Source organism: Thermostichus sp. MS-CIW-38 (genome assembly GCF_054058415.1).
In genome coordinates, this window is the sequence record NZ_JBSSAH010000033.1 from 15,992 (window position 1) to 34,823 (window position 18,832).

Genomic DNA, 18,832 nt, shown 5'->3' on the forward strand with positions numbered 1-18,832 from the left:
AATGCCCCACCATGGGCATTGGCGCTGCCTGGCAATAGGGAATGACTCTTGACCTAGCAGTAAATCCAAAATCCATGGGTTCCCACCCGTAGGAAATCCTTGTGGTAAACCTGTACCGAGATGTGCTGTGGCCTCTGCTTTTTTCTGGGCTGAGAGCCGACCCGGAAGCGGTCAAGATGGGCCTGCTGCGCGCCTTGCATTGGATCGATGCCACCCAGGCCACTGGGATCCTATCGGCTCTGGAGCGACTGTTTTGCTACCGGGATCCCCGGCTAGCGGTGTCGCTGTGGGGCCTTACCTTTCCCAATCCCCTTGGATTGGCTGCGGGCTTCGACAAAGATGGCCTGGCTCTGGGCGTCTGGCCCAGCCTAGGATTTGGTTTTGTAGAGGTGGGCACCATCACTCCTCAGCCCCAACCGGGCAACCCCAAACCTCGCCTGTTTCAACTGCCCCAAGATCGCGCCGCCCTCAACCGCATGGGCTTTAACAATCAAGGGGCGGCGGCTCTGGCCGAACGGTTGCGTCGGCTACAGCAACGTCCCATCCCCATCGGAATCAACCTGGGCAAAGCCAAAATCACCCCCCTAGAAGAAGCAGCTGCCGATTACCTGGCCAGCTTCCGGCTGCTCCAGGATCTGGGGGACTACTTTGTGGTCAACGTCAGCTCCCCCAACACGCCGGGGCTGCGATCCCTGCAGGCTGCTGAGCAACTGGAGCCCATCCTGTCTGCCTTACAGCAGGAAAATCAGAAGCGAAAACCCCTTCTGGTGAAGATCGCCCCCGATCTGGACTGGCCCGACATTGACAGCATCCTGGAGCTGGCCCAAGACCATCAACTGGCCGGGATTGTGGCCACCAACACCACCCTGCGCCGCGATAACCTGAAAACCCGTTTCCTGCCTGGCCGCGGGATCCCCTTCGCACCAGCGGAGTCTAGGCCAATCCTTGCAGAAGCCGGCGGGATCAGCGGTGCCCCCTTGCGGGAGCGTTCCACCCAAGTCATCCGCTACATCCACCGCTCCACCCAAGGAAAATTGCCCATCATCGGAGTGGGGGGCATCTTCACCTTGGCCGACGCCTTGGAGAAACTGGAAGCGGGAGCCAGCCTGCTGCAGGTCTACACCGGCTGGGTTTACGAAGGGCCGGGTATGGTGCCGCAATTGCTCCGAGGCCTAGCCCGCTCTTCTCCCCCCAGCCCTGATGTTACACTTCCCCCAGAGAATACCCCTGTGGGTCAGATCCAGGCGTAAGATCGTTAGGGATCCCTGAGGAAGCTTGCCGGTGAACCTGCTGCAACACCTCTTCAAAACCCCCCATCCGGTCATTGGGGTGGTTCATTTGTTGCCGCTGCCCACCTCACCCCGTTGGGGGGGGGACTTGGAATGGGTGATCGCTCAGGCAGAACAGGCAGCTACTGCCCTGGCTGCAGGAGGGGTAGACGGGATCCTCGTCGAGAACTTTTACGATGCCCCCTTTGCCAAGGATCGGGTGGACGCAGCGGTGGTCAGCGCCATGACCGTCATCGTCCAGCGGCTGAAAACCCTGGTCTCGCTGCCGGTTGGGATCAATGTCTTGCGCAACGATGGCTGCAGTGCTCTGGCAATTGCCGCCTGCGTGGGGGCGCAGTTCATCCGGGTGAATGTGCTCTGCGGGGCGATGGTGACCGACCAAGGCATTATCGAGGGGAATGCCTACCGCCTGCTGCGCTATCGCCGGGAGCTGGGGGCTAACATCAAGATTTTCGCCGATGTGCTGGTGAAACACGCCCAACCCCTAGGTCCCATCAGTCTGGATGCGGCCATCACCGACACGGTGGAACGTGGCCTGGCCGATGCCATCATCCTTTCCGGCTGGGCCACCGGCAAGCCACCCCTTCTGGAGGAGCTGGAGCTGGCCCGCAAAGTTGCTCCTCAGGTGCCGCTGCTCATCGGCTCGGGGGCTACTGCTGAAAACATCGGCAGCCTGATCCGGCGGGCAGATGGAGTAATTGTGGCCAGTTCTCTGAAGCGGTCTTCCCGTTCCGCAGGCATGCCGGCAGGCTATTCGGATCCCTTTCCCATGATCGACCCAATTCGGGTGCGGCAGTTTGTGGAAGCACTGCACCTTGCGCTCCGTGAGCGGGCCTCCAACCATGCTTGTCTGGCCGCTCCCGGCTCTGGTTCCAACTAGCTGTTGGCGCTAGGATTGGGATCCGACTACAATGGGCGATTCCTCTTTAGCTATGCCATCCCTTGATCTGGAGGGCTTGGATTCTGCGTACCACCCTTCTGGTTCAGCAGAAGAAACCTTTTGGAGCTCTGTTCCGGCTCGCACCCCCCGCATTTGGGTTGTCGATGATGACCCAGTGGTTCGTTGCTACATTATCAATGTTCTCACAGGCTCCCAGTACTACGTGGAAAGCTGGGAAAGCGGCCGAGCAGCTTGGGATTCCTTGCAAAGCTTGGAAGAGAGCGAGTGGCCCGACATGGTGATCTGCGACTGGGTCATGCCTGAGATATCGGGGGTAGAGTTCTGTCGCCGTCTCAAGGGATCCGCAGCAGGGCAGTTCGTCTATTTCATTTTGCTCACGTCCCGTTCTGAAGTTGAGGCTCGGGTAGAGGGGCTGGATGCGGGGGCGGATGAATTCATCACCAAGCCGGTCGATCCTGAGGAGCTGCGGGCGCGGGTGCGGGCAGGGTTACGTCTCCAGCGGCTCACCCAAGCTTTGGCCCAGGCCAACCGGCAATTGCGAGCCCGCAATGAGTTGTTGGAGTCTTTGTCTTTGACGGATCCCTTGACCGGGGCGTTGAACCGGCGAGCTCTGGATCAGGCGCTGCCCCATTTGCTCAAGCAGGTGGGAGGCCGCGGGGAAGCTCGCTACCGCTATCTCTGCCTGCTGATGATGGATGTAGATCACTTTAAGCAAATCAACGACAGCCACGGCCACTACATCGGCGACTGTGTGCTGCAGGCCATCGTCGGGCGGCTGCAAAATCAACTGCGGCCCTCCAGCCTGCTCTACCGCTATGGTGGGGAAGAATTTGTTTGCCTTACGCCCGGACTTAGCCCCTCTCGCTGTGGTCGCTACGCAGAGTCTCTGCGGCAGGCTATCGCCAAACGGCCCATTGACATCTCCCCCAAGCGAAGCTTGCCGGTTACCATCAGCATCGGTGGGATCGTGCTCAGCGAAGACTACTGCCCAGAACCGGAAACCGCCTTGCAGCAGGCGGATAGCGCGCTCTACCAGGCCAAGCAGGCGGGGCGCAACCGAGTTCACATCCTCATCCCGACTCCAGGAGTTTATCTGCCCTCTTCCAGCGGATAGCCAGAGGCCACCGCTAAGGCTTCCAGAGAGCGAACGCCTGTGTAGGTGCGGCCATTGATGATCCAGGTGGGATAGCTGGTGATCCCCGCTTCTGTGCATTCTTGAGCTTGGGGAGTGCCGGGGCCGTTGGGGGAGCACTCCACGTAGGGCACTTGGTCGAAAGCTGCCCCGAACAGCTCTTTCTGATCTTGACAATGGGGGCACCAATAGGCACCGTACATGGTGCCGCCGATCTGCCGCAGGTGGGCTGCCAACCCTACCGCCAGGGGGCTAGGCGGGGGAACTTGGTTGGCGTACACCCCAATCGTGGTCACCAATGTGAGAAAGCCTATGAGAATGTAGCCAAAGACCAGCTTGCCCCCATCCAGCCAGCGGTGGCCCAGCACGGTCACCAGCCCCAGCCCTGCCACCAAGATGATCGCGGTGGTGCAATACATGCAGAATTGCCGCAGCACCGCCACCATCAGGTAAAGCATGTACATCTCAAAGGCGGTCATGGCGGAAACCAAGCCAAACAGGGCCGGCCAGCGCCACCGCTTCACCAGTGGGATCCCATCCGGCAGCACCGCCAGCGCCAAGACTCCCAGAAACCCCAGCAGGCCAACAGCCGCGGTCGGGATCCCCAAAAACTCTGCCCAACGGCTGGAGAGCACCAGGTCACACCCCCCATCCCCCGTGCAGAAGGCAGCGGGCTGCTCCGTCAGCTTGGTGTAGGTGAGATAGGCCGTCAACAGGGATCCCAGGCCGGCCAGGATCGCCAAGATCAGACGGGAATGGCGCTGCAGCCAGGTCTCTTCTTGGGCTTTGAGTTTGAGATAAGAAGCCATGGAGTTTCAGGGGTTTCAGCAGTTGGACACCCCCGATTATAGTGGGGTGGAGCTGGGCTCGTCCGTGGGATCCGACGCAGAAGAGCGCACCTGGGCGGCAAACCTGTCTCCCAGCGGATCCAGCTCCCATAGGGATCCCAGTTTGGAGTCGGAGATAGGCCGGTCGCAGAGGCCCCAACGGCGGCGGAAGTAACGGGCCAGATCTTTTTCTGCCAGGGCCAGGTAGACCGGGCGACCATGAGGGCAAGTGTGGGGATTGGCGGTGCGCTGCCAGGCTTCCAACAGCTTTTGCATCTGCTCCAGGGTCAGTGGGATCCCATTGCGCAAGGCCCCTCGACAGGCCACCGCCACCTGAGCTGCCTGCAAATCTTGACAGCGGCTGAGCTCTAGCAGGGATCCCTGCACCTCTTCTGGATCTTCCGACTCCAAAGCCAAAGGGAGGCGTCGAATGAGATGGGTATTGGGGCCGAAGGGTTCCGGCTCCAGCCCCAACTGCTCCAACCGCTCCAGGGCTTGGGGCGATAGTCCTTGCAGCGTTATGGGCGTCTCCGGTGCTACCAGTTGCCAATGCTGCCGGATGTACTCATAGCGAACTCGCTCGTGGGCCAGGTGCTGCTCCACCAGCCATAGCCCCTGGGGATGCTCCGCCAAGATGTAGATCCGATGCAGTTGGGCCAGCGCCCTGAGGGGAGGCAAGGGAGAAGTTGGCCGGTCAGAGGGAGGAAGATGGCTCTGGAGATCGGGCGAGACTCGATAGACCACCTTGGCCTCGCTGGCCCGGATCAGATGCACAGAGCGGCGGCTGGCTTGCCCGGATCCCAATTGCAGAAGGGAGTGCAGGTGTTGGCGCAACTGCTCCTGGCGGGCCGTCAGATTCTCCAGGTAGAGCTCGCTTTTGGCAGGATGACGGTTCCAATCCACCTGTTCTGGGGGCAGGCGCAGGTGAACAACCACCAGCGGATGGCGGTGGCGGGGCAATGCGTGGTGAAAAACCGACTGGATCAGCCGTTGCCAGTCGGGCATCTGCACAAACCGTCCGTTTACGGCCACACGGATCCAATCGGGGTGGGGGCGATGCAGGCGATCCGGCAGGCCCAGCACCACTTCCCAATCGCTATCCCCATCCTGGATCCGCCGATAGCGCAGATCCGTGGGATCCAACTGCGGCAACACCTGCAGCAGCAGATCTTGCAGAGATTTTCCCGGCCAGAGGCTGAGCAGCAATTGCCCTTCCTGATGCACCTGCCAACTGACCCAGGGATGGGCTAGGGCCGCATTTTGCACCAGGGTCAGGAGCGGGCGAGTTTGGGGCAAAGCCCGACGGCGCAGAGGCCAGTCGGCAAACAAATCCGCAACCGTGACCACCGTTCCCGAGGCAGTGGCTGCCGGCTGCTGGTGGGCCAGCTCCCCTTGGCGGTCGTAGGTGGCCAGCCAGCCGTGGGCATCGTCAGCGTGGCGGGTCTGAATGGTCAGGGATCCCAGCCGGGCCAGGCTGTGCAAGGCTTCGCCCCGAAACCCCAGGCTGCAACCGTCCAACTTGCTGGTGGTGTGGCGACGGGCCACCTGCTCCAGCTCCGAAGCGGGGATCCCTTGGCCGTTATCCCCCACCCGCACCTGCCAGCGAGTCGGCCAGATCTCCACTTGAATTCGGGTGGCCTGGGCATCGAGGGCATTTTCCAGCAATTCCCGCAGAGCAGCCCCCAGCGAGTCGATCACCTCTCCCGCGGCCATCTGGGCGATCCGCTCTGGGTTCAGGGGTTGGATTTTGGACATGGAGTGAGTTGAGAAAGCAGACTCTCTTCCTGCCAGCTTGTCGCCAAAAGGCCAACAGCGCCGAGCTTTAGCTTAGCTCTCTCCCTCTGTTGCCAGTGGACAGCGCCTTGCCAATGGTTTTCATTAACTTCAAGGCTCCCCTCAGGCCAAGTGAAGGATTGAGGTTCCGCCTTCCTGCCCATCGGTAACCGCCAAGAACTTCGAGAAACTTCGAGAACAAGAGAGCTGAGCGGGTGGCCAGTCATAAGGAAACCTTAAAATCCCAAGGCCAGCCATCAGCCTCTACTAGGATTTAAATAGTAAAATTTCTCATTAAGGAGGAGATTATGGCAGCACAGCAAGCTCCGGCCCGAGAGCTATTCAAGGAGGCTTTTGAGAATCGCTACACCTGGGACAAAGACTTTCCTGGCTACCGAGCTGAGATAACCTACTTTCCCAAAGAAGGTGACAGCAGCCTCTCCTTCTCAGGAGTTGTGAGTATTGACCGCAACATGAAGATCGATGTTGCCGGCGTCGAGGACGAGGAGATCCGCCAGAAAATACGGGAACAGATGTGGGAAGTCATGGTGCATCGCGTTCGTCATTCCTTCGACGAGGAACACGGTGGCCACACCTTTGCCTATGGAGAGCCACAAAATTCAGACATCACTGAAGTTCTTGTTTCGGGCTTATCTTCTACCGATAGGTACTGGGTTCAGGGCAAGCACATTCAAATGGTACATCGCCATCTTGCCAATCGGACAATTACAGTCTCAGTTCAAGAGTTTTACGATACAGGTGAGGGCTACCTACCCACTCACTACACTGCTGAGTATTGTAGCCCAGGAACTGGAGAAAAAACTCAAGCAAAGATGATCTACGAAGATCGTTATCAAAAAATAGGTCGGTATTGGATTCTGGTTGAGAGAAGAATTTGGGAAGAGCAGGATGGCCAAAAAAGTTCATCCCCTCAACTTTTCCTCTTCTCTAATATTCGATTTTTCGAATAGCTGAGAAAAATAAGTTTTTCTTTGCGGCTGTGGGCATCTCTCATTATAGAAGGTGATGAGGTGCTCACAGCCAAGCTCAAAACAGATGGCCACAGGGTACAGCCTGTTAAGGGCTCAAGGGGTACAATAGCAGCACTTAGCAAACCAACTTCGGAAGGAGGATGGATTGATCAGTAGTAAAGAAGTCTTCACTATCTGCTCCATGCTATATTTCCCAATTCTGCAAAGCTGCCGAATAAAATGCTTCAACACCGACCACATCATCTCAATGGGATTCAACTCCGGCGCATACACAGGCAGGTATAGGATTCGTGCTCCTGTCCCCCTAATCAATTCCTCAACTTCCCGACTCTTGTGGATATTTAAATTGTCCATAATCACAACCTTCCTCGCATCTAGCTTCGGACATAGCTCGCTTCTCAAAAACTCCAAAAAATCTCCAAATCTCCTTTCTTCATCCCACCCTTGATGACACGACAGCCAACTACACCTCTCAAGGAAATAGCTCCAATAACCGTATACTTTTCACCCTTGTATCTCTGACGATAATGATAAGCCCTTTGACCACGTAAACTCCGAGATACTCTCCGCTCCATTCCCTCCCAGACTCCCGTCTGGTCGATGGCAATCAAATCCTCCGCTGGAATATTCCTGACTTCTTGACTATAAGCTAGTCGTTCCCTTTGCACCTCCTCTTCTTTGACTTTTGCACTGCGGTAGGTCTTTTTTTTAGAGTCATTCCTTGCTTTTTCAAGAAATTATGTATCGTGACGATGCTTACATTGATTCCTAAGCGCTCGCGCAACAGTTCTTGATACTGCCACAGGTAGAAGTCTGGGTGTTCTGTAATAATTGCCATCACTTCCTGCCGATGTTGTTCCAAAATGCCCACTCGCTTGGTGCCTGCTTTCTTAGGGGCTAAATCTTAAGTTTGTTGGTACTGACGCACCCAGCGGTGTACTGTTCTTTTGGTCACCATGAAGCGTTTAGCTACCTGGCGGATGGAGGTGTTACCTGCCTGATAGGCTGCTACAACTCTTTGCCGCAAATCCAAAGAATGAGTCGGCATTCCTTTCTCTCCTTCCTCTTGAATACCTGTACCCTATTTTAAATTAAAAGGCTGTATCTTTTTTGGAGTTACCTATGTCTAAGCTGGACTCAAAAAATGCACCTGGACACCAGGTACTGGCTGCGGCAGGTAAAAAGGCACTTCGACCGGGGGGCTTTGGCGCTACCGAACGGCTCTTCAAGTTTGCCGAGTTCCGTCGAGGAGAAACTGTGCTGGAACTTGCCTCAGGCCTTGGCTACACGGCTATTCGATTGGCAAAGCGCTATGGCATACATGTTACCGGCATTGAGAAAAATCCAGATAACATTGCTCGCACTCGCGCTAATGTTTCTGCAGCAGGGCTAGCCGGCCAAGTTGAGATCCTCGAGGGCGATATCTTTCACCTAGATCAAATCGATCAGAAATTTGACTATGTCTTGGCGGAAGCTATTTTAACAATGCAGTCCGATGCAGGAAAATCTAAGATTTTGTCAGGGATTTACAATTGCCTCAAGCCAGGGGGTAAGTTCCTCAGCCATGAGCTGCGAGTTGAGGGATCCAACAGCGACGCTATCCGCAAGGAGTTATCCTCCGTAATCCATGTCAATGCCAATCCTTTATCTACTGACAGCTGGCTTGCAACTGTTCAGCAAGCAAATCTTACGGTTGTCCAGTATGCCACCGGCCCCTTAACTTTGCTCAATCCCGTTGCTATTGCTACAGAGGAAGGATTGCCGACGCTCTTAACTATGGTGTGGAATGTGCTTACACGTCCTGTAATCCGGCAGCGGATCTTATCTATGAAGCAAATCTTTAGCCGATATCGAAATAACCTAGGCTACATCATACTGATTGCCAAGAAGGAGGCTTAATGATGTCTCTTGTCTCCCCTGAGTCACCTTTTTTGCAGCTCAAAGATCACATTGCTTATTCTGTGGAAGGAGTTCTCAGCAAGATCATTTGGAAAAGTGAAGTCTGCCAACATACTCTTTTCTGTATGGCGGGAGGCACAAGTATTTCCGAGCATACCTCCACAAGGGACGCTACTCTCCACGTCATTGAAGGAACTGGAGTCTTAACCCTTGCAGGTGAGAAGATCTCTCTATCTCCGGGCATATTTGTCTTAATTTCGGCAAATGTTCCCCATGAGTTAGAAGCCACTGCTGACCTTGCTTTTGTTCTGACTTTATCAAAGGCAAGTTAAGAACGCCGCCTTTTACTCAGCCAGCCGCTTAACATCGCCAAAGCAAACATTCCCAGCAAAGCAAAGCCCAGCAGCCACCTTCCCTGCTCTAGGATCCCTGCCCCCAGAGCCACTACTGGGGGTGTAGAGACGGCAATGCCCAAAGCTAGGGCGAGAAGAAAGTTCTGCCATTTTATTTGGGTTAGGCCGGCGGCGTAGGCGACAAAGTCGAATAGGCCCGTCATTAAAAAACCAGCTGTAAGAAAAATATTGTTTTCCAGATAGTTAGCTGAAAGGGCATCGACTTTGTACATCCATTGTCGCCCAACTACTCGCTGTACTAGGTCTCTACCAAACTTTCTGGCTAGGTAGAAGTTAAGTGTACAAGAGATAAAATCAGCAATTGCAATGTAAAGGATTCCCGATCCAAATCCAAAGAGGGCTCCTGCCAAGATGGAGTAAAGGGTGCTGGGTATGGCAGGAATAATAATACTCAGGGAGCGTAATCCAATCAGGGCAAGGGGTGCCCAGGGGCCTAGTTTTGCTATAAATTCTCGAGTTGCCTCTGGATCTAAGCGACGGGCCAGCAAGATGGCAGCTAACAGGACAACAAGCAACAACAGCAGTGAGAGGATGTCTTTCCTTTTTCTGGAATTGATTTTGCTGCTAGAGGACAAATCCTCTGAGGGGGTAGGGGACGATCCTACTGACTCGCCATCTGCTGACTTGTCAAAGGTAGTGCCGGGCGGATAATAGAGTTCATCCTTCAGGATCCAACCTGTTTTCTGTTGCAGATAGGCATGTGTGCTCAAGCCCAGACGCTTTGCCTCGGTGGCAACAGCCTTGTAGTCTAAGCCCAATAGCTCGCAGAGCTCTTTTTGTCGAATACCAGAAGGTGGCTGCATAGGGCAAAAGATCTCTACTTTCTCTGCTAGATGCTTAAGGTTTCCGAGGGATGCTCGAAGTAGGCATGATTTTCATAAGGCTTGTTTTGCTAGTGTAGAAAGTGTCATGTATTTTGCTTTTTAGAGGTTGATAATGATCTTGTGTATTGGCGATGTTCTTAGTTTAGCAGAATTGCAACAGATTCTGTCCCTCATAGCCGATGCTGAATTTGTGGATGGTGCTCTGACGGCAGGCTGGAATGCCAGGCTTGTCAAAAACAATAGGCAAATGCCAAAGGGATCCCTTCAGCAACGGAAGATAGAGGAGATTATCTTGGCAGCTCTAGAGCGTAATTTGTTGTTCCAGATGGCTGCCCGGCCCAAGCTCATTCATTCCATTTTAATTAGCTGCTACGAAGCGGGAATGTCCTATGGCACTCATACCGACGATGCGCTGATGCTCGATCGGCATCAGCTGATGCGCACGGATATTTCCTTTACGCTATTTCTAAGTGCCCCTGAAGACTATGATGGCGGTGAGCTGAAGATCGAGAGTAGCGAGGGGGAGCAAGCCTACAAGCTGCCGGCGGGTGCTTTGATCCTCTATCCTGCTTCCACCTTGCACCGAGTTGAGCCTGTAACCCGTGGGATCCGCTATGCTGCCGTCAGTTGGGTTCAAAGCCTAATTAGGGATCCGCAAGAACGCGAGATCCTCTTTGATTTACAGACTGTGCGGCAGCAGATGTTTCAGGAATCGGGCAAGACACGCCACTTTGATTTGATCTCCAAAGTTTACGCGAACCTGCTGCGGAAATGGGCAGAGCTCTAGAGGGATCGAAGAAAATAGAGCAGGGCTTCTCTGTCTTCAGCAGCCATATTTTTAAAGATCTCGCGGGAGCGTTCAGCTTCTCCCCCATGCCAGAGAATGGCCTCCTCGAGGCTGCGGGCGCGGCCATCGTGCAAATAGCCGGAGGAGGGCAGAACTGTCTGCGACAAGCCGATGCCCCACAAAGGGGGGGTGCGCCATTCTCGGCCCGTGGCCTCGAAGTCAGCGCGGCCATCTGCTAGTCCTTCGCCCATGTCATGCAACAGCAAATCGGTGTAGGGGTGGATGACTTGGTTGGCCAGGGCAGGGATCTCATGAATGCCGGTTTGTAGCTCTGGTCGGTGACACTTGGCGCATTGGGCTTGGACGAAGAGCTTTTCCCCTCGCTGAACTTGGGGATCCTGCCAAAGGGCGCGGCCAGGCACGGCCAGGGTTTGCACGTAAACGGTTGTCGCTTGGAGAGTGGCCTCGTCGATATCTTGGCTGCCATCCGCGGCCGGAAAAAGAGGATTCGTGACACCCATGTCGTTGGCGTAGGCGGCCGCAGTTTGTTGCCTGAGGTTGGGGGTATTGGCTTTCCAACCAAACCGTCCCAGCACCAGACGCTGCTGCTCTTGATCCCAAACCAAGTTGGGGCGGCCAGAGATGCCATCCCCATCGGCGTCGTCAGGATCGGCTGCTGCCAGGATCCTAGAAGCGGGAACGGCCTCCAGTAGGCCCGCTCCAAACACCGGCTGGGGGATCCGCAGGGAGATGAGGACAGGATCGATGGGCGATCCCTCCAGAGTTAACAGCTTTACAACAGGAGAACGCAGCCTGTAGGGAGTTCCGTCGGCGTACTCTCTGGTCTGCTCTACCCAGTGCAACTCCACCTTGGCCTCTGGCCGATAGCCCCGAACGGCCTTTTCTTGAACCTGCGTGCCGATGCCGGCCACAGGGGGAGTGTTGCTATGAGGAGCAATGGCCTCCCATCCAAAAGGCTGGGGATCCCCGCTTCTATCCAGGGATCCAACCTGGCTGACTCTGACGACCCGCTGCCCCTTGTCAGGAAAACCTCGGCCGTTTTTAACATGACAACCGGCGCAGGAGTTGTTGTTGAACAGAGGCCCAAGGCCGGGGTTAACAGGCGCCGGAGCGGTGACGAAGCGAGCCTCAAAGGCGATGTCCCCCAGGGCATGCAACCTGGCCCAGCGGGGATCCAAGTTGGGAGCCGGCTGCTCGTAGGCTGTTGAGGTGCGGTTCCAAAGGGTTGTTTCGCCACCCGCTCGAGGGGGCAATGGCTGGGATCCCTCTGGGGCAGCGGGGAAAGCCAGAAAGCTCGCCGCCCAAAGAGAGGCCAATCCCAGCATGAAAATCTGGAGAAGACGACGCATCGGCTATCAAAATATCGGCAACTCAGCTCTTTTGGGACTTTCTTACTACTGCAGGAGCGGCACAACTTCCTGAGCAAAGCTGTCGAAAGCGTCTTCAATTTTTTCCATAGCGGCAGTAATAGATCCACGGGCATTGGCATCGCAAAGGCTTTTTTCGATAGGGGCAGGGATCCCCTGGAGAGCCGCCGCCGCTGCTTGTAACTCCGACTGAATTTGACTATCCAAATTGGGATTGATGTCCCGGACAAATTGGCTCAGGCCACGACCTTTTCTATCTCTAAATCCGCCCAAGTAAGCATACTGAACGCTGCGCACATTGGCCTGGAACTCCGGCAGCGAATGGTGGGCAAAGCGACTTTCCAGCAGAAAAGGATTTTGCTGGGCGAAGGCTTCGCCAATTTTGACCTTGCCCAGCTCGTCCAACATGCCGAGAATACCTTGGGCTATTTCTTCAGCAGCAGCTTGCAGCGTGAGATAACTCTTGCTGCCCTCGCCGGCTTTTACCCATTCTTCGCGAAAAGCAGGCAGCCCTTGCACTCCCTCTGTCCAGCTTTTGAGCAGCTTTGCCGCCGTATCCGCCAAAACTGGGCCAAGGGCAGCCAAGTACTCCCGATCCCGCTCGGTAAAGTCTTGCAAAGACTTGTTGTTATCCACGCCAAAGAGCAAGAAGGCCACGGCATGAAATCCCTTTTGCCCGCTTTCCAACTCGGCCACGGTCTCTGGAGTGAGGGGATCGCCGCTGTTGAGAACTTCCAGCACCTCCACCTCGTTCAGGGGCCATTCGTCCAAATCCGCATCCAGCCCCAAATAAGCCGCCGGCCCAAAGGCAAAAGCCTCGCTCTCCTCCCAAGTGATGCGGGCAACAGACCAAGCCTGGCGAGCCGCTTGCAAAGTCTGGGCATTGGGATCTTGCACGAAGGCCTGGATGGCCTGAGACAGGGCCTGGGTATCGGCGACCAACTGCTCATAGGCAGGGATCACCACCTGATCGGCAAAGTCGAGCAAAATCTGCCGATCCTGAAACCGCTGCTCAGGAGAGAGCACAACGGCTGGCCGGCGAGAGCCTGCCCCTTCTTCCCCACCCTCGCCGCCGCCATCCACCGGGATAGGCCGACACTCCGGGTTCATTTGAGCTGCCTGCTGAGGCGAAGCCTGGCTCAGGGCCGGTGGATCCCCGCCGCCCGCAGCCGAGGGATCCTTTTGGGTTTCCCCGCAAGCGGCCCCGCTGACCAGAACATAAAGCCCTATCCCCGTCCACAGCTTCAGATACCTCGACATCTCCTCCGACTCCTTTGCCCTCGACTTGGCCAACTTTGGCTTGATTGTAATCCAGCTATTGCGACTCAATCTTAAGAAGGGAGAGATTTTTATCACCGGCTGCCACCGGATCGCCCGGCTCGTCCCTCTGCGGGCCAGCTTCCATCTGCAGCTTCCCCAGGTGGGGCTATGGGCGGATACAAGTCCGACTCTTAACAAAACTTAACTCTAAAGACATTGATATTTGTTTGCAAGAAGCCTAGAGTAGGTCACAGCTCGCTGTTGAGATTTACTCTCAACAGTTGGTTACGTGTCTCGAAAGGATGTGTCCGTGCGGCCAGAGGCGGGCCTGGGGCAAGGTCTCTGGCCTTTTCCTAGAAAAGCTTGTTTAGAAACGCAAGAGGAGCGGAGATGACAGCGACGACACTCAAGCAAGAAGGGGGATCTAGCTCGCAACAACAGATCCCGTGGTGGGCGGGCAACGCCCGTTTGACCGATCTTTCTGGCCGGCTGCTGGGGGCGCATGTGGCCCATGCCGGGCTGATCGTTCTCTGGGCAGGGGCGATGACCCTGATCGAGTTGGCCAAGTTTGACCCCAGCCGACCGATGTATGAGCAGGGGCTGATTCTCTTGCCCCACCTGGCCAGCTTGGGGCTGGGGGTGGGATCCGGCGGGGAAGTCCTGGATACGGATATCTACTTTGCGGTGGGAGCGATCCACCTCATCAGCTCTGCCTTTTTGGGGTTTGGCGGCATTTTTCATGCCCTGCGCGGGCCGGCGGTGCTGGATCCCAAAGCCTTTCCCCTGTTTAGCTACGACTGGCAAGACAAAAACAAGATGACCACCATCCTAGGGATCCACCTGGTGCTGCTGGGATTGGGAGCCTGGCTTTTGGTGCTCAAGGCAGTGGTGTTTGGCGGCTTGTTCGACCCGGTGGCAGGAGAGGTGCGCCTGGTGTCTCCCAACTGGAACCCCTTTGGCCACCTGTTGGGCATAGAAGGGCGCCACTGGATCGCCGGGGTGGACACTTTAGAAGACGTGGTGGGCGGCCACCTCTGGCTGGGCTTGCTCCTGGTGTCAGGTGGGGTTTGGCATATCGCGACCAAGCCTTTTGCCTGGGCAGAACGGATTTTTATCTGGTCTGGGGAAGCTTATCTTTCCTACAGCTTGGGAGCTTTGGCCTTGATGGGATTTATTGCCGCCTATTTCGTTGCCGTTAACCCAGTGGTCTATCCCGAAGTTTTCTATGGGCCGCTGCTTCAGGTGGGCTTGGATCGCTATCCCTTTTTTGAGCAAGGAGAGGCTCTCACGTCTAGGGTTTGGCTGGCCAATGCCCACTTTTGGCTGGCCTTTTTCTTCCTTCAGGGCCACCTTTTCCATGCCCTGAAAGCCCGAGGATTCAATTTCCGTACCGGCAGAGTAGAGCTCGCTGCACAGCAGGCCTAACGGCACGCTGAAGGCATTGACTATCTAGCCATCTGATTTTGAGCTTCGCACTTGCAGTTTCGAGGTAGGAGCAATGGCAAAAATAGGTCTATTTTTCGGCACTCAAACCGGAAATACCGAAAGAGCTGCCGAGATGATTCAAAAAGAGCTGGGCGAAGACAATGTAGATTTAATTGACATTGCCGAGGCCAGCATTGAGGACTTTGAGAAGTACGACTACTTAATCATCGGCTGTCCAACTTGGAATATTGGGGAGCTTCAGGCTGATTGGGATGGTTTTTTCCCAAATTTGGATGAGATCGATTTTTCCGGTAAGACGGTAGCCTACTTTGGAGTTGGGGATCAGTTGGGCTATCCCGACAACTTTCAAGATGCCATGGGGATCCTGGCCAAAAAAATTGCCGAGCGTGGCGGCAAAAATGTCGGCTCCTGGCCTACAGAAGGCTACGAGTTCAACGAGTCTAAGGGAGTGGTTGACGGTGAGTTTGTCGGCCTTGCTCTGGACGAAGATAACCAACCAGAGCTGACGGAAAAACGAATTAAAGAGTGGACGGCTAAACTAAAAACGCTCTTCAATCTGTAATTCAAACCCGGCTTCTTAACTTGTCATTGATACTGTGGGAGTTTGTCATGACCGGCGCAGTTCTATCTTCATCGCCTACTTCTGCTGAGGGATCCCCTCAGGTCAGTTGGTTGGCAGGGAATGCTCGTTTGCTCAACCTATCCGGAAAGCTGCTGGGGGCCCACGTGGCCCATGCGGGGCTGATCATGCTGTGGGCCGGCGGCATGACCTTGTTCGAGGTGGCCCACTGGGATCCAAATCAACCTATGTACAGCCAGGGGCTGATTTTGTTGCCCCATCTGGCCAGCTTGGGCATCGGCGTCAACGCAGAAGGGGTGGTTACGGATCCCTATCCCTTTTTTGTCGTGGGCGTTCTGCACCTAATTGCCTCGGCAGTGCTGGGGGCAGGAGGGATCTTCCATGCCCTTTTGGGACCAGAGGTGCTGAGCAAGGGGAAAACCTTTGCCGAGTTTTTCGGCTACGACTGGGAAGATGACGACAAGATGACCACCATCCTCGGCATCCACCTGCTGCTGCTGGGGCTGGGTGCATGGCTGCTGGTGGCCAAGGCTCTCTTTTGGGGAGGGCTGTACGATGCCAACCTGGGCCGCGTGCGGATCGTTGCGGATCCCACCCTCAATCCGCTGCGGATCTTCGCCTACTTGACGCCGCTGATGGGTCAGCAGGGCATGGCCGCCGTGGACAACCTGGAAGACCTGGTGGGGGGACACATCTACGTGGGCCTGCTCTGCGTGCTGGGGGGATGGTGGCACATAGCCACGCGCCCCTTTGCCTGGGCCAAGCAAGTCTTGATCTACTCGGGCGAAGCCTACCTCTCCTACAGCCTGGGGGCCCTGGCTTACATGGGCATCTTGGCGGCCTATTTTGTCAGCGTCAATGAGATCGCCTACCCTGCGGCTTTTTACGGGCCGCTGGGGCTGGCCGCTGACGAAAGGGGAATTGTAAGCAGCCGTACCTGGTTGGCTACAGCCCACTTTGTCTTGGGGATCCTGTTTTTGGCGGGGCACATCTGGCATGCCATCCGGGCGCGGGCGGCGGCCAGCGGCTTTGACTTCCAGCGCGGGGGCTGGGTGCGAGCCACAGATCCCCAGGTGGGCAACTTGGACACGCCGGTAAACCAGGGCGATCTCACCCTGCTGCTGCTGCAAAACCTGCCCATCTACCGGGAGGGCTTGTCGCCTTTCCTGCGCGGTTTGGAGATCGGCATGGCCCATGGGTACTTCCTGGTGGGGCCGTTTTACAAGTTGAGTCCGCTGCGGAATTCGGAGCAAGCCCTGACGGCAGGTACGCTGGCGGCCATTGGTCTGGTGCTGATCCTAACGGTTTGTCTTTCGATCTATGGACGAGTCTCTTTTCCGCGCTCGCGGCTGGTGGCGGTGGTGAACACCCCCTATGGAGAGGTGGCCTATCCGACGCCGGGAGTGCAACTGATGGCGGAATCGCAGGGATCCCCTCAGCCGGTGCGAGTACCGGCAGGATCGGAGGACTTGCCCGAAAACTTGCGCACCCGTGCCGGCTGGAGCCAGTTGGCGGGAGGGTTTCTGGTGGGCGGCGTTGGCGGTGCCCTGTTTGCCTACATGCTCCTGAACAGTGCGGACGTGTTGGCCCAGATTTTGCCTGGGCTGTGAATGAGGTTTGAGGCTCCCTGGTTCGGGGATCTGCAGAAAGGAGAGGGGTATTGTCCCCTCTCCTCTATCCAGATCGGCTCGGATCCTTTGGGCCGCATTTTCCAATGGCAATTGCACTGTTCACAATTGCATGGTTCAACCGCACTTTGCCGGTTGGTTTCTGGCTACTGGACTTTGTAGATCTTTTGTTTGGCTAGCAGCCTTGATGGTTTTAACAGTCGAGATGGAATAGCGAATATGAGTTTAAGCTCCGCTTCTGCGCTCGCTTTTGAGGCCCTGTATCTGGGCATTTCTCCCAGTCTCAAGCTCTTTGATCAGCCTTTATTAGGATCCCTGAGGAAATGCTTTCGGATAGCATACTGGGAGTACCACCAAACCCAGGATGAGCCTTGTAGCCTGGAGACTGTAATCACGCTGCTATACGAATATCTCAAAGCTTGGGATCGACCCGTTCATCTTATCGGCCACGGCTTGAGCGGGGTGGCCGCTTATCTTTTTGCCTGCCGTTACCCACAGCGGGTACAGTCTCTGACCTTGCTGGCCGTGGGAGGTTGGCCTGCTACCACTTGGCATGCCCATTTCTATGTGCAGCGAAAAATCTTTTGCTGGAGTCGGGAACAACTCTTGGTGCGTATAGCCCAGAGCCTTCTACCTACTTCAGAACAGTGGCGAGCACGCTCACTCTCCTATGCTCTGGCTAAAGATTTGGATACTTCTCCCATACCTCACTCCCTATTTCAGGTGATAGCGATTCCAGCCCAGAAAGTGTCGGTGCCGATGTTGGTTTGCGCCAGCAAGGATGACCCCATTGTGGATCCTGCTTCGCTCGAGAAGTGGAGAAACCACCTAAAGCCAGGGGATCAAATGTGGTTTTGCCCTGGGGGGCGACATTTTTTTCATTATTCTTTTCCAAGTTTGGTCAATCTGAAAATAATGGATTTTTGGCAGGAATTGCGTAAACTTCAGCCCAGCATGGCTTAGGGCGGCTGGACTTTCGCGGGATGATAGAATGGCTACTCATCCAAACAGCAGAGGAGCTCCGTTTGCAGCTAGGGCGAAGCAGCCCAGGTGGAGCCCCTGACAACAGGAAAACGGGCAGGGGTGGAATGAGGCCATTGAGCTCCCGGTAAAATTGATAGAATAGGGCAAGCCCCCAACTTGGATAGGGAATGGGCTTGACCGCGGAATCCGCGACTATGTTCGACAAGCTGCTCTTTCCCATCGACAACTCGCGTGAGACCAGCCACGCCTTGCCCTTGGTGGCAGACATAGCGCAGCGCTACAAAAGTCAGGTGTACTTGCTCTCTGTACTGGATGCCGCGGAGCTGGACGCGGAGAGGGCGGAACAAGCTCGGCAAAACATCCACAACCTGCTCAAGCAAACGGAGTCTGGCCTGCATCAAATCGGCCTCAACAGCGTCAAGAGTGAGTATCGAGAGGGAAAGGTGCCTTTTGTCATCTGTGATGTGGCAGACGAGCTGGAGATTAGCCTAATTGTAATGGGATCCCGCGGCCTCACCCTCTCCGGAGAGGGGCAGAATAACTCTGTCAGCCACCGCGTGATCGATCTTGCCCCCTGCCCGGTGTTGGTCGTGCCCTGAGGAGAGGGATCCCATTGACCAAAAGGCGCGGCAAGCCCCGTCCTTCAGGGCGGGGAAGGATAGCGCCGACCGTAGCCGACGCCCTTTAAAAACGCAGTGCCGGCCATGTG

Annotated in this window: 17 protein-coding genes and 1 pseudogene; 12 read left to right on the top strand and 6 right to left on the bottom strand. The window is 55.8% G+C overall.

Annotated features, from left to right (window positions below):
* The first annotated feature begins 101 nt into the window (after positions 1-101).
* The 3 genes from ACVWXZ_RS10965 to ACVWXZ_RS10975 all read left to right on the top strand — a co-directional run bounded on the left by ACVWXZ_RS10965 (position 102) and on the right by ACVWXZ_RS10975 (position 3,304).
* A complete protein-coding gene (locus ACVWXZ_RS10965) occupies positions 102-1,250 on the top strand; it encodes a quinone-dependent dihydroorotate dehydrogenase (protein ID WP_457441981.1) in 1,149 nt (382 codons plus the stop codon).
* A 31-nt stretch (positions 1,251-1,281) separates the two neighbouring features.
* A complete protein-coding gene (gene btpA / locus ACVWXZ_RS10970) occupies positions 1,282-2,169 on the top strand; it encodes a photosystem I biogenesis protein BtpA (RefSeq protein WP_414329797.1) in 888 nt (295 codons plus the stop codon).
* Positions 2,170-2,245: 76 nt separating this feature from the next.
* On the top strand, positions 2,246-3,304 hold the full coding sequence (locus ACVWXZ_RS10975; RefSeq protein WP_457404062.1) for a diguanylate cyclase: 1,059 nt from the start codon (positions 2,246-2,248) through the stop codon (positions 3,302-3,304).
* On the opposite strand, the gene ACVWXZ_RS10980 is transcribed toward ACVWXZ_RS10975, so the two are convergent.
* Together ACVWXZ_RS10980 and mutL are read right to left on the bottom strand one after the other, a co-directional pair.
* A complete protein-coding gene (locus ACVWXZ_RS10980; protein WP_457404064.1) occupies positions 3,280-4,131 on the bottom strand; it encodes a vitamin K epoxide reductase family protein in 852 nt (283 codons plus the stop codon). The two genes, ACVWXZ_RS10975 and ACVWXZ_RS10980, sit on opposite strands and share 25 nt — an antisense overlap.
* Before the next feature lie 36 nt (positions 4,132-4,167).
* The gene (gene mutL, locus ACVWXZ_RS10985; protein ID WP_457404066.1) at positions 4,168-5,904 is read right to left on the bottom strand and encodes a DNA mismatch repair endonuclease MutL; all 1,737 of its coding nucleotides are present in this window, start codon (positions 5,902-5,904) and stop codon (positions 4,168-4,170) included.
* A 326-nt stretch (positions 5,905-6,230) separates the two neighbouring features.
* Between mutL and ACVWXZ_RS10990 the strand changes: the two genes are divergently transcribed.
* Positions 6,231-6,893: a DUF3386 domain-containing protein gene (locus tag ACVWXZ_RS10990; RefSeq protein ID WP_011431401.1), complete on the top strand. Its 663-nt coding sequence runs from the start codon at positions 6,231-6,233 to the stop codon at positions 6,891-6,893.
* Positions 6,894-7,007: 114 nt separating this feature from the next.
* Here the strand turns inward: ACVWXZ_RS10990 and ACVWXZ_RS10995 are convergent.
* Positions 7,008-7,962 (bottom strand): annotated as a pseudogene (locus ACVWXZ_RS10995) (IS630-like element ISSoc15 family transposase).
* A gap of 74 nt (positions 7,963-8,036) precedes the next feature.
* Here ACVWXZ_RS10995 and ACVWXZ_RS11000 point away from each other — a divergent pair.
* Together ACVWXZ_RS11000 and ACVWXZ_RS11005 are read left to right on the top strand one after the other, a co-directional pair.
* Positions 8,037-8,813, top strand: coding sequence for an SAM-dependent methyltransferase (locus ACVWXZ_RS11000; RefSeq protein WP_414358094.1), 777 nt, complete (start codon positions 8,037-8,039; stop codon positions 8,811-8,813).
* On the top strand, positions 8,813-9,145 hold the full coding sequence (locus ACVWXZ_RS11005; RefSeq protein ID WP_011433845.1) for a cupin domain-containing protein: 333 nt from the start codon (positions 8,813-8,815) through the stop codon (positions 9,143-9,145). Before ACVWXZ_RS11000 ends, ACVWXZ_RS11005 begins: the two co-directional genes overlap by 1 nt.
* On the opposite strand, the gene ACVWXZ_RS11010 is transcribed toward ACVWXZ_RS11005, so the two are convergent.
* Positions 9,142-10,029 (bottom strand): TVP38/TMEM64 family protein, encoded by an 888-nt coding sequence (locus ACVWXZ_RS11010; RefSeq protein ID WP_228375352.1) that lies wholly within the window; start codon positions 10,027-10,029, stop codon positions 9,142-9,144. The two genes, ACVWXZ_RS11005 and ACVWXZ_RS11010, sit on opposite strands and share 4 nt — an antisense overlap.
* Positions 10,030-10,162: 133 nt before the next feature.
* Here ACVWXZ_RS11010 and ACVWXZ_RS11015 point away from each other — a divergent pair, with 133 nt between their 5' ends.
* Positions 10,163-10,837, top strand: a complete 675-nt coding sequence (locus ACVWXZ_RS11015; protein WP_011431398.1) for a Fe2+-dependent dioxygenase — start codon at positions 10,163-10,165, stop codon at positions 10,835-10,837.
* Here the strand turns inward: ACVWXZ_RS11015 and ACVWXZ_RS11020 are convergent.
* Both ACVWXZ_RS11020 and ACVWXZ_RS11025 read right to left on the bottom strand, forming a co-directional pair.
* On the bottom strand, positions 10,834-12,207 hold the full coding sequence (locus ACVWXZ_RS11020) for a di-heme oxidoreductase family protein (protein WP_011433844.1): 1,374 nt from the start codon (positions 12,205-12,207) through the stop codon (positions 10,834-10,836). The genes ACVWXZ_RS11015 and ACVWXZ_RS11020 overlap by 4 nt on opposite strands.
* Positions 12,208-12,252: 45 nt before the next feature.
* Positions 12,253-13,485, bottom strand: a complete 1,233-nt coding sequence (locus tag ACVWXZ_RS11025) for an imelysin family protein (protein ID WP_011433843.1) — start codon at positions 13,483-13,485, stop codon at positions 12,253-12,255.
* A gap of 390 nt (positions 13,486-13,875) precedes the next feature.
* Here ACVWXZ_RS11025 and ACVWXZ_RS11030 point away from each other — a divergent pair, with 390 nt between their 5' ends.
* The 5 genes from ACVWXZ_RS11030 (at position 13,876) to ACVWXZ_RS11050 (ending at position 18,722) form a co-directional block, all read left to right on the top strand.
* Entirely contained in the window at positions 13,876-14,910 is a 1,035-nt protein-coding gene (locus ACVWXZ_RS11030) for a chlorophyll a/b binding light-harvesting protein (protein WP_011433842.1), read from the top strand.
* 73 nt (positions 14,911-14,983) lie between these two features.
* Positions 14,984-15,493, top strand: a complete 510-nt coding sequence (gene fldA, locus ACVWXZ_RS11035; RefSeq protein ID WP_414381563.1) for a flavodoxin FldA — start codon at positions 14,984-14,986, stop codon at positions 15,491-15,493.
* 47 nt (positions 15,494-15,540) lie between these two features.
* Positions 15,541-17,121: a chlorophyll a/b binding light-harvesting protein gene (locus ACVWXZ_RS11040; protein ID WP_414374509.1), complete on the top strand. Its 1,581-nt coding sequence runs from the start codon at positions 15,541-15,543 to the stop codon at positions 17,119-17,121.
* 189 nt (positions 17,122-17,310) lie between these two features.
* The gene (locus ACVWXZ_RS11045; RefSeq protein WP_457404068.1) at positions 17,311-18,102 is read left to right on the top strand and encodes an alpha/beta fold hydrolase; all 792 of its coding nucleotides are present in this window, start codon (positions 17,311-17,313) and stop codon (positions 18,100-18,102) included.
* 215 nt (positions 18,103-18,317) lie between these two features.
* The gene (locus tag ACVWXZ_RS11050) at positions 18,318-18,722 is read left to right on the top strand and encodes a universal stress protein (protein WP_414357691.1); all 405 of its coding nucleotides are present in this window, start codon (positions 18,318-18,320) and stop codon (positions 18,720-18,722) included.
* Positions 18,723-18,832 lie beyond the last annotated feature (110 nt).